Origin of the sequence: Methanobacterium sp. BAmetb5 (assembly GCF_003491305.1) — an archaeon.
In the GTDB taxonomy this organism is placed as follows: Archaea; Methanobacteriota; Methanobacteria; order Methanobacteriales; family Methanobacteriaceae; genus Methanobacterium.
In genome coordinates this window covers 2,206,373-2,217,500 of record NZ_CP022706.1, presented here as the reverse complement: position 1 = coordinate 2,217,500, position 11,128 = coordinate 2,206,373, and the positions used below count along the sequence as shown (strand labels likewise).

11 protein-coding genes (1 of these 11 only partly in view) are annotated in these 11,128 nt (G+C 43.0%); 9 read left to right on the top strand and 2 right to left on the bottom strand.

Going from position 1 to position 11,128, the window contains the following annotated elements; genetic code table 11:
• The 7 genes from CIT02_RS11025 to CIT02_RS10995 all read left to right on the top strand — a co-directional run.
• Positions 1 to 1,143, top strand: partial view of a glutamate synthase-related protein gene (locus tag CIT02_RS11025; protein WP_292612452.1) — the 3' portion only. The gene continues 357 nt to the left of window position 1, outside the view; the window shows 1,143 of its 1,500 coding nt (coding positions 358–1,500); its start codon lies off the left edge, out of view; the stop codon is at positions 1,141 to 1,143.
• Positions 1,144 to 1,502: 359 nt separating this feature from the next.
• Positions 1,503 to 2,735 (top strand): ammonium transporter, encoded by a 1,233-nt coding sequence (locus CIT02_RS11020; RefSeq protein ID WP_292612450.1) that lies wholly within the window; start codon positions 1,503 to 1,505, stop codon positions 2,733 to 2,735.
• A 60-nt stretch (positions 2,736 to 2,795) separates the two neighbouring features.
• Positions 2,796 to 3,134, top strand: coding sequence for a P-II family nitrogen regulator (locus CIT02_RS11015; protein WP_048072255.1), 339 nt, complete (start codon positions 2,796 to 2,798; stop codon positions 3,132 to 3,134).
• Between the two features lie 430 nt (positions 3,135 to 3,564).
• Positions 3,565 to 4,791, top strand: coding sequence for an ammonium transporter (locus tag CIT02_RS11010; RefSeq protein WP_292612446.1), 1,227 nt, complete (start codon positions 3,565 to 3,567; stop codon positions 4,789 to 4,791).
• A 15-nt stretch (positions 4,792 to 4,806) separates the two neighbouring features.
• Positions 4,807 to 5,145, top strand: a complete 339-nt coding sequence (locus CIT02_RS11005) for a P-II family nitrogen regulator (protein WP_292614980.1) — start codon at positions 4,807 to 4,809, stop codon at positions 5,143 to 5,145.
• Positions 5,146 to 5,460: 315 nt separating this feature from the next.
• Positions 5,461 to 6,243, top strand: coding sequence for an Fpg/Nei family DNA glycosylase (locus CIT02_RS11000; RefSeq protein ID WP_292612444.1), 783 nt, complete (start codon positions 5,461 to 5,463; stop codon positions 6,241 to 6,243).
• 126 nt (positions 6,244 to 6,369) lie between these two features.
• Positions 6,370 to 6,864, top strand: coding sequence for a methane monooxygenase/ammonia monooxygenase subunit B (locus CIT02_RS10995; protein ID WP_292612441.1), 495 nt, complete (start codon positions 6,370 to 6,372; stop codon positions 6,862 to 6,864).
• A 255-nt stretch (positions 6,865 to 7,119) separates the two neighbouring features.
• Here CIT02_RS10995 and pdxS read toward each other — a convergent pair whose 3' ends face one another.
• A complete protein-coding gene (gene pdxS / locus CIT02_RS10990; protein ID WP_292612439.1) occupies positions 7,120 to 8,001 on the bottom strand; it encodes a pyridoxal 5'-phosphate synthase lyase subunit PdxS in 882 nt (293 codons plus the stop codon).
• Between the two features lie 518 nt (positions 8,002 to 8,519).
• Here pdxS and CIT02_RS10985 point away from each other — a divergent pair.
• Positions 8,520 to 8,879: a hypothetical protein gene (locus CIT02_RS10985; RefSeq protein WP_292612437.1), complete on the top strand. Its 360-nt coding sequence runs from the start codon at positions 8,520 to 8,522 to the stop codon at positions 8,877 to 8,879.
• Positions 8,880 to 9,371: 492 nt separating this feature from the next.
• Positions 9,372 to 9,860, top strand: a complete 489-nt coding sequence (locus CIT02_RS10980; RefSeq protein WP_292612435.1) for a tetratricopeptide repeat protein — start codon at positions 9,372 to 9,374, stop codon at positions 9,858 to 9,860.
• Between the two features lie 40 nt (positions 9,861 to 9,900).
• Here the strand turns inward: CIT02_RS10980 and CIT02_RS10975 are convergent, their stop codons facing one another.
• Entirely contained in the window at positions 9,901 to 11,031 is a 1,131-nt protein-coding gene (locus tag CIT02_RS10975) for a DUF763 domain-containing protein (protein WP_292614978.1), read from the bottom strand.
• Positions 11,032 to 11,128 lie beyond the last annotated feature (97 nt).

The window sequence follows — 11,128 nt, the reverse complement described above, 5'->3', positions numbered from 1 at the left end:
CTGCCCACCTTCGATGACCTGGTAATTGTACCCGCCCAGGTTTCCCGGCCACCCATTGATAAATACCGGGAACCCTGCAACACCAGAGTAGTTCTGGGAAGCCGTTACGCTGAAAACCCCCTGGTATTAGACACACCCATCATGATCGGAGCTATGAGTTTCGGGGCCCTGTCTAAAGAAGCCAAGATCGCCCTGGCCATGGGGGCCACCCTGGCGGGTACTGCCACCAACACTGGGGAAGGTGGAATGCTCCCTGAAGAACGTAGATATGCCAACAAACTCATTGCCCAGTACGCTTCTGGCCGTTTCGGTGTGAGTGCTGAATATTTAAATAAATCCAATGCCGTGGAGATCAAAATAGGCCAGGGAGCAAAATCTGGTATGGGAGGCCACCTACTGGGAGAAAAGGTTACTGCCGAGGTCTCCAAGATCAGGATGATACCCGAAGGGACCGATGCCCTTAGCCCCGCCCGGCACATGGATATCGTGGGCCCGGAAGACCTTTCCATGAAGATCAGCCAGCTCCGGGAAATCACCGACTGGAAAGTACCCATCATGGTGAAATTCACCAGTGGAAGGGTCAGTGACGATGTGAAGATCGCAGCCAAGGCCGGGGCCGATGCCATAGTAGTGGATGGTATGCAGGGAGGAACTGGAGCCGGACCAGACGTGGTCACTGAGCACAGTGGAGTGCCCACCATTGCCGCTATCGTGGAAGCAGACGAGGCCCTTAAACACATCAACTTGCGGGAAGAAGTGAGTCTGATTGCTGCGGGAGGTATTAGGAATGGTGCCGATGTGGCCAAGGCCATAGCCCTGGGAGCTGACGCCTGTTACATTGCCACCAGCGCCCTGGTAAGTATCGGTTGCCGTGTGTGTCAGATGTGCTATGCTGGAACCTGTCGTAAGGGAATAGCCACCCAGAACCCACAACTTAGAAGGAGACTGGATTACATCGAAGGTGGTAAACGAGTGGCCCGGTTCATTGAAGCCATGACTGAAGAAGCAGTGATGTTAACCCAGCAGGCAGGTAACACTGACCTTCTGAAATTGGAGAAGGATGATCTGCGGGCCCTGACTGTAGAGTCATCGGCCATGACCGGAGTGAAAATGGCAGGCCTGGAAGCACCTATAAGGAGCTAAAAGGCCATAATACTTTTTTTCTTTTTTTTGAAACTTACCCAATTCTTTTTTTATTAACTTTTTTTTTAATTTAAGGACTTTTTATTTTTAGACTCCCCCTAAACATTTTGCTGGAAAATTTTCTTGCACTTTTTAGGGATAATAACGACCCTTTTTCAGCAGGAATTATTATAACCTCCTTAAAAATTAAGACACAAATTTTATATAATACCAAACCCATAATCGGAAGTATGTTTCCCCCATCCTATTGCCACCAGGTTCCGGCTTCAGGAACATGACAATTAACTGGGAGTTAAAACATGTTGAAAGTGGAGAAAAACAAATTTCAGAGATTTGTTTTATAAAAGGAGGAAAAATTAATGGATCCTATTCTTAGTAGCGGTGATACAGCCTGGATGTTAATATCCACCGCCCTGGTAATTTTAATGACTATACCCGGAGTGGCTCTCTTTTATGGTGGGCTTATACGCCGAGAAAATGTGTTAAATACATTGTTTCTATCGTTCATAACCTTTTCCATAGTAAGTGTATTATGGTTCATCTACGGATACGATATGGTTTTCAGCACAGATATCTGGGGAGTTATAGGGGCCCTGAGTAATCCATTCTTCAATGGAGTACTAGAATCCGGTGCCCTTTCTAGCTACGCACCAACCATACCTCAGGGACTCTATGCAATGTTCCAGATGACATTTGCCGCCATCACCGTGGCCCTTATCAGTGGTGCCATTGTAGAGAGAATGAAATTCTCAGCCTGGCTGGCCTTTGTACCCGTATGGTTGACCATGGTTTATATGCCCATTGCCCACTGGGTATGGGGTGGAGGATGGCTTTTCCAGATGGGTGTCCTGGACTTTGCCGGAGGAATAGTAGTACATCTAAGCTCAGGTGTGGCTGCCCTGGCCATGGTCTTACTGGTAGGAATACGGAAAAATGCTAAATTACTTCCACATCACCTTGGTTATTCCGTAATTGGTACCGGTCTTTTATGGTTCGGTTGGTTTGGATTCAATGCTGGTTCCGCATTAGGGGCCAGTAATCTGGCAGTTTCGGCCATGATAGTAACCAACACCTCGGCAGCCATGGGGATGCTGGCCTGGGTACTCATGGACAAAATCAACACCGGGAAACCAACGCTTTTAGGTGCTTTATCTGGAGCAATAGCTGGTTTAGCAACCATAACCCCTGCTGCAGGTTACGTGAATGTCACTGCGGCATTAATCATTGGTTTTGTATCATCGATAATATGTTACTATGCTGTAAGCCATTTAAAACCATTAATCGGCTACGATGATGCCCTGGATGTATTCGGAATCCACGGTATGTCAGGAATCATTGGAACTCTGGCTGTAGGCATATTTGCCACCCCCCTTATAAACAGCGCCATAAAAGGAGGAGTTATAGCCGGGAACCCCGCACAACTGGGAATTCAGTTACTGGCCATAGTGGTTGTGGGACTTTACTCATTTATAGTCACTTACCTTATTGGTATGGTTATTGACCGGACCATAGGCCTGAGAGTGGAAGAAGAACACGAAGTACAGGGCCTGGATATAAACCTACACGAGGAATCCGGTTACAGACTGTCATAGGCAGCTATAAATAATACAAAACGGCCATAGTCACTCATAAGAGAATCATGAGGTGATTAAATGAAAAAAATAGTAACTATTATCAGACCTGACAAATTAGAAGATGTTAAACAGGCTTTAGAAGAAATTGGATGCCTGGGAATGACTGTAAAAGAAGTTAAAGGAAGGGGAATACAGTTAGGAATCACGGAAAGTTACCGGGGCACGGACTACAAGGTGGATCTGTTACCCAAAACCCAGGTTGAAATTGTAGCCAAAACCGAGGAAGTGGAAAAAATTGTAGATACCATCGTCAAAAACGCCCAAACGGGTTGTATTGGTGACGGGAAAATTTTCATCTCCCCGGTAGAAGAAGTAGTACGTATCCGTACCGGAGAAAGGGGAGAAGACGCCATATAAATCCATCCTCCTCTCTCTAAACTCTTTTTAAGTTTTAAGTTTCATCATTTTTTAACCACCATTATTTTAAATACAATATAATTTTTAAAAACATCCCTCTCCAGTGTAACAAATTCTCAATGAATACTGGAAAAACATGTCAAAAATTCAGGGCATGTTACCTTTTGTCAGATTATGACCCAAACATTTATAAGGAGGAAGATACAATGATCAGTTGTCGGAAGTATGCTTCCGATATCCGGTAAATTGGGGTGAATCTTCCATGAAATAAATCAACAAAACTGTGGAAAACATAATTAAAGCTATTAATTAACCCAAAATACCATAAAACATCTTTAACACTGGAAAATAGTGTTTGTATCTTTGTTTACAAAATGTATCTTAAAAAAACCAAATATATGGATAATATGAATAAAGGAGGAATATATAAATGGACCCTGTATTAAACAGCGGCGATACCGCGTGGATGCTAATCTCCACTGCACTGGTAATGATCATGACCGTGCCGGGAGTAGCACTCTTCTACGGAGGTCTCACCAAGAAAGCAAATGTATTAAATACCATGTTCATGTCTCTTATTGCGTTCTCCATTGCCAGTATCATATGGGTACTCTATGGTTATCAGTTCGCCTTCGGAGAGGACATGTTAATGGGAATCATAGGAAATCCGGCTAATCTTCTATTCAGTGGAATAGGAGTGGATCAACTATCCACATTAGCCACAACCATCCCTGAAACCGTATTTATAGCCTTCCAGATGACTTTTGCCGCCATCACCGTGGCCCTGATCTCCGGTGCAGTGGTGGAAAGAATGAAAGTTTCTTCCTGGATGGTATTCATAGCCGCCTGGGTTTCCCTGGTATACGTACCTATAGCCCACTGGGTATGGGGTGGAGGATTCCTGGCACAGTTAGGAGCCCTGGACTTCGCCGGAGGTACCGTAGTACACATTAACTCCGGTGTAGCTGCCCTGGCCCTGATACTGTTACTGGGTAAAAGAAAAGACACCAAACTATTACCACACCAGCTAGGTTACTCCGTTCTCGGTGCCGCCCTACTGTGGTTCGGTTGGTTCGGATTCAACGCTGGTTCCGCACTAACTGCAGGTGGACTGGCCGGCAGTGCCTTCATAGCCACTAACACTGCTGCAGCAGCAGCAATGATCTCCTGGGTAATAATCGACTACCTCAAAACTGGTAAACCAACAGTACTGGGTGCAATATCCGGTGCCATAGCAGGTCTGGTAGCCATCACCCCGGCAGCCGGTTTCGTGACGGTGCAGGCCGCAGTAATCATTGGTCTAGTAACCAGTGTGGTCTCATACTTGTCCATAAGCTACCTCAAACCCAAACTGGGCTACGATGATGCCCTGGATGTATTCGGTATACACGGTATGTCCGGTTTATGGGGAGCACTGGCCACCGGTTTATTCGCCGCACCATTCATCAATGAACTGGGAACTGGATTGTTCTACGGTAACCCGGGACAGTTACTCACCCAGGTAATTGCCGTGGTAGTAGTAGCCGGTTACAGCTTCGTGGCCACACTCATAATTGGTAAAGTCATTGATATGGTCATGGGACTTCGTGTGGAAGATAAAGAAGAAATCGAAGGACTGGACATCAACCTACACGAAGAAACTGGTTACCGAATTTAAGGCTGAGGTGATATGATGAAAGAAATTGTGGCCATAATTCGACCAAACAAATTAGACGAAGTTAAAGACTCCCTTGAAGAATTAGGATGCCATGGAATGACAGTGACTGAAGTTAAAGGTCGTGGTCGTCAGTTAGGCATAACCGAAAGTTACAGGGGAAGTGATTACCGCATTGACATGTTACCCAAAACCCGTCTGGAAATTGTGGTGGCCGATGAACAGGTAGATAATGTAATTGATAAAATAGTAAAAACCGCACAGACTGGAGATATTGGGGATGGAAAAATCTTCATTTCCCCCGTAGAAGAAGTTGTGCGTATAAGAACAGGAGAAAGAGGAAACGAGGCCGTTTAAAACCCTCCAAAAATCCACTTTCAAACCCCTCTTTCCTCTCTCCTTTTTTTTATTTTTAAAACAACTTGATATAACTCTTTAACTGGACTCTTTTAATTTTGGATATTTTTAAGATTATTATTCCAGTTAGATAGTACTCGTTTTCTGTGATTTTGGCCTCGCGATTGGTTAATCTTAATGAATGATATATTTTTAACAAAAATTAATTAAATCTAAAAATTAATTTATTCTAGTTTACTTAAACTGATCCTTTACCAAAAATTGTTAAACTGATTTATCTAAAAACTGATCCTTACCTTAACTAACGGTGCTATCATGCCAGAACTACCCACCCTGGAGATCTATAAAAAATATTTTGATGAAACCTCACTCCATCAGACCATAAACAGCGTACGTGTGGTAAGTCCCGAAGTTCTGGTGGAAACCAGTAGTGAAGAGATTAAAGAAACATTACTAGGTCATGAATTTATACAAAGCCGCAGGTACGGGAAATATCTTTTCTCCCAGCTGGACAACGGCCTGTTTTTGATTATGCACTTTGGTATGACGGGTTTCCTTCACTATGGCTCTGTTGATGGTTCCCGATACCCCCGTCTTTTGATAGAATTTTCCACCGGCAAATTTTTGTCCTTTGATGATGCCCGCAAATTCGGTAAACTGGGTCTAACTCGCCATCCTGATGAATTCATTAAAGAGAAAAAATTAGGTCCTGATGCCCTGGAAATTAATTTCAAAAATTTTAAAGAAATTTTTAAAAACAAGAAAGGTATGATCAAACCACTACTCCTGAACCAGCATGTTCTGGCGGGTATTGGTAATCTTTACGCTGATGAGATACTTTACCAGAGCCGGGTACACCCCTTGACCCCAGCCCACATGCTGGATAAGGAAGAATGGGAACAACTCTTTAAAGATATGAAAAGGGTGCTTCAAAAGGCCATTGAATACCAGGATAAACCAGAGGCTCTCCCGGAATCATACCTTCTGCCTCATCGCCACCAGGGAGGTAAATGCCCGGAAGGAGATCAATTAAACATCATACAGGTTGGTGGCCGTACTACCTATTTCTGCCCCCAACGGCAAAAAATAAAACATTAGATATTTTTATTAAAAAGTTACTCATGATGGACCACCCACCCGCCGTGACCCCAAAAAATCAATAAAAAGGGAAATAGCTAAAATTATATACTTCCTATTCCTTTATTAAAATTGATCACCAACAGGATGTGGACCAACATGAAACGTAAAATAGGATTATTGGGAATTATAGGCTTATTCATACTAGTTGTTCTGGCCTCAGGGTGCACCGACCAAAAAAATAACCAGACTACTCCCGTTAACAATTCCAGCACAACCAATACCTCAACAGTTAAAGAAGCTGATGTATCGGCAAAAATGACTGGCCCAGCAACAGCAACCAAAGGGAGCACCGTAACCATAAACTGCAGTGTCACTAATAAGGGTTCTAAACCAGTTCAAAATGTTTTAACACATAGTCAGGATTTTGACAAAAATTTGGGCACCATTAACGCTGGTCAGACCAAAACCTTCACCTGGAACATGTACATACCTACTGACAAACAGGTCCAAGAGGACTTTGGAAGCAGCGCCACCGTATCCAACCCCTTTTCCATTGGAGGATTCGCAGTTACCTTCACCGATAATAACGGATCCAAACATACCATAAACTCCAATTCACTGGAAATAAAACTGAGTTAGACCCTCTAAAATGATAGAGAATCCGTGAAAAAAAATATTTAACCTGAAATACCCGTAACCCGGGTATAACTTTTTTTTATTAAATTTTAAGGATAAAAACCGTAAAATAAGATAGAATCATAATAACATACTAGTTAACGTGCTATTTTCAGAAAATAAGGGATTTTTGATAATATTTAGAATAACTCTACTTAAAATAACTCTTCTTAATTAGATGAAAGTTAACAGTAAAAAAAAAGTTTGAAAATAGGAGAATTACCATCCCCTATCCTGTAACCTTTCTGATTCTGGTATCTGACTTATTTCCAGTCCAGGCATGGCTTTACCCAGGTCACGGCTGACCTCGGCAATTAACTCGGCATCTTCGTAGTGGGCGGTTGCCTCAGCTATGGCTTTGGCCACTATTTCCGGGTTTTCGGATTTGAAGATTCCACTTCCCACGAATACCCCGTCTGCTCCCAGCTGCATCATAAGGGCGGCATCTGAGGGGGTGGCTACTCCACCGGCGGCGAAGTTCACCACTGGCAGGCGTCCCTGTTTCTGGGTTTCTTTAACCAGGTAAAACTGTGCTTCTTCCTGGCGGGCCACACTCCACAGTTCTTCTTCAGTTTTGTCCTGGAGTTCCCGGATGGTTCCCTGGATCATGCGCATGTGTCGGACTGCTTCCACCACGTTACCGGTTCCAGCTTCTCCTTTGGTCCGGATCATGGCTGCTCCTTCATCGATCCTGCGGAGAGCTTCTCCCAGGTTTCTTGCTCCGCAGACAAAGGGAATGGTGAATTGTTTTTTGTCAATGTGATATTTTTCATCGGCCGGGGTGAGTACCTCACTCTCGTCGATCATGTCCACACCCAGTGCTTCCAGGACCTGGGCTTCCACAAAGTGACCGATACGTACCTTAGCCATCACCGGGATGCTGACGGCATCCATGATCTCGGTGACCTTACTGGGGTCAGCCATTCGGGCCACTCCTCCGGAGGCCCGTATATCTGCTGGCACCTTTTCCAGGGCCATTACGGACACAGCCCCTGCCTCTTCGGCAATAGCTGCTTGTTCAGCGTTAACTACATCCATGATCACTCCGCCCTTGGTCATCTTGGCAAAGCCCTTCTTTAAAAGTTCTGTTCCATGTAACATGTCATTTCCTCCGTAAAATCATGTGATTAATTAGAATGTTCTAAAAAATCCCATTTGAACAAATTCCCAGTAAACAATAAACAAACATTATCATTTTATATTTATCCTGGAAATCAGGTCCTTTGAAACTATTTCAGTAAAATTTTGATAATTTTTTAGTATAGATATTTAAGTCTCCCTTCGGGTTATTAAAATTTTGGAAGGATACTTGAAAAACATACTAAACCATTACCAAACAGTACCTTACGGGAGAACAATATACTGATCATTCCCACTGGTGCTTATCAAAATTACATTAGGTAGGGGCGTATAACTAGGAAACCCCACATAATAGATATTATATTTTAGTTGTTGAGAAATATGAAGGGGGGTTTACTACGAAAGACCAGGATGATCGGGCGGAGATAATTGTCAAATTAACCAGATACAAGGTAGTATTAGAGGAAGAAAGACCTCGTCTGATTGAGCAACTTTTCAAATATTATCATCAGGAAGAAGGGGAAGGGAATTCACGGGAAATGGAAGATTTTGTTGATGGTCCTAAAAAGGTTAAATACATTAACTACGACAATCCCTACGAAGCCTATATTAGTGCACAGATACACCTGGATCAGGCGATGGTCCCTATACTGGAACAGCATATCGCGTTTTTGGAGGAAGGGGAGGATGTAGATCTGGTGCTGGAATCAATGGAACACAGTATATATCGGGTGAAGAAGCAGACCTACACCGATGTCCCGGAGTGGGAACAACTTCTCCACCACCTGCCCGCTGATCGATTGGAGGAAATTGAAAACAATCCCAAGGGTCCCGGTGATCTCCTCTTAAAAGAACTGATCTGGATTCAAAACTATGAAAGAAAATGGATGCAAAAATAGATTTACAGACCAATAATGGATTTACAGATGGAATAGATGAAAAACATTAATCAGTACCACTATTACCTTAATTTACTCATCAATAACTCTTTCTATTAGTAAATCTATTGACTTATCAGCAAGGTAAATATATGTAATGGACTGTATCTACTTATATTGTATGTAAGTACATTTCGATTTATTTCTTAGAAAATTCTAAAAATTTAAAAAATCAGATACCCCAAGATTAACTAAAAAGACACTCCACACCAATAATTAAAATTAAAGGGATCTCCCCGATTACCCCCATTAATAATAATCATACCAATTATAATAAAATTACAATAAATTAAAAGTATTACTTTTTACTAAATAATTACACATAATGTTGACAGGGCCAATTAAAAAAAGTAGTAGTGTGCCCCCTTTTACTGGTCTTAAACCACCGGGCGGAAAACCATACACTCAAAGTTATATACCCTCCCATCAAAATATAGCCAGGAGTTGATTTAAATGGCCACTAAAGAAGCTGAAATGTTTTACAAACAAGCAATGTCATTCTTAGATCAGGGTAAAGTAGAAAAATCCATAGAATTTTTTAACAGTGCAATTGAAATTGATAAAGATTATGTTTCCGCCTGGAATGATAAAGGAGTAGCCCTCATGGAACTTGGGAACTATCCTGAGGCACTTAAATGCTTCGAAGAAGTGATCCGGTTGGAACCCGGTGATAACATGGCCTGGTATAACCGGGGATATGTACTTCTCATCCTGGAAGAATATCAGGAAGCAGCCAACACCTTCGATCTGTTCCTGGGCCGATACTCCAAAAAGAAGGATGATTTTTATAAATATGCATTATTTTTACGCGCTCAGGGATTATACCACCTTAAACAGTATGATGAAGCCTTAGAACTAATTAAAGAAGCTCTTAAGATAGATAAAAAATTCAAAGAAGCCCGGGATCTCTTAGAACTGGTAGGAAAAGAAAAGGCACAGTAAAATAGGCACCTTGCACATAACGACCAATATAGCAAGATAACTAGTTATCCACCTTGATTAATTTTTCCAACCTTTTAATAGCCTGATATCTGTCTTTTTTTTCTAATCTGGCCTGCTGCAGAGCGTCCTGCAGGGTCTCGATGGAATGATCGTATACTTCCCGGTTCACCGGGTAAGGGAATCCATCTTTACCACCATGGGTGAAGCTATATTTTACTGGATCCTCCCAGCTAGGTTTATCTCCATAAACCAGGTCGGAAATCAGGGCCAGGGCACGTATTTTCTTGGGCCCCATACCCTGTAAAGATATTAGTTCTTCATAACTTTCTGGTTGTAATTCCCAGGCATTATGGAGGATTTCAAATTCCTTAGGGGATAAATCTGTGTTAAGCACAGGATGGTGACTGGGTAAAGTAAGTTGGGGGCAAAAAGCATCAAGGCTAGCCTGCTCGGCTACCACATCCACCTTCTTCTGGAAGTACTTCTTCAGGTGTTCGGGGTTATCCAGTATCAGGTCCAGGCTGGTTTGTCGTGAATGGAAACTCTGATCAGCGGTCATATCCAGGGTCTTGGCTTCCTTCAGATCGCAACAGATGCCATTGTGTGGCTCGTTAATATAGGTTTCCACTGAATCAGAGAGCCAGTGATAACGGCGGGCGTACTGGGTGGATTCATTCATACCCTGCTGCACCACTGACCAGTCACCCCTCTCTGTTAAAAAAAACACGTGATGATAGAGTTGATACCCGTCCTGAATGCAGGAATTATCTATTTTTGCGGAAATTTTACTGGCGTATACCAGGTCATCCAGTTTTGCCGTGGACAGTGAAAACAATTCCCCGGCACCCTGGATTTCTTGGGGTGTTCGGCGAGAAGCACGACCTTTGCCTCCAGCAATGAGTATTCCATGTTCTTCTGGATTTATGGCAGTTTTAAGTGCCCCACAGGTGGTGGTGGTAGTACCGGAACTGTGCCAGTCAAATCCCAGTACACAAGAAAATGCCTGGAACCAGTACGGGTCAGAAACTCGGGTTAAAAATTCTTCAGGACCATATTCATATATAATGGCCTCGGTAACTGCTCCTGCCAGTTTTACCATTCGCTGGAAAAGCCAGCGCGGTGCACGGCCACCGTGAAGGGGTAGATTGGCCACCCCACTTCTAGAACTCATATCCATGTCTTTATTCCTTTTACAATATTAGTTTTGAGGGAGAGTAGAGGAGAAGTATTGAAACTTTCTGGATATCCCATTCTTAGTGATCACAATC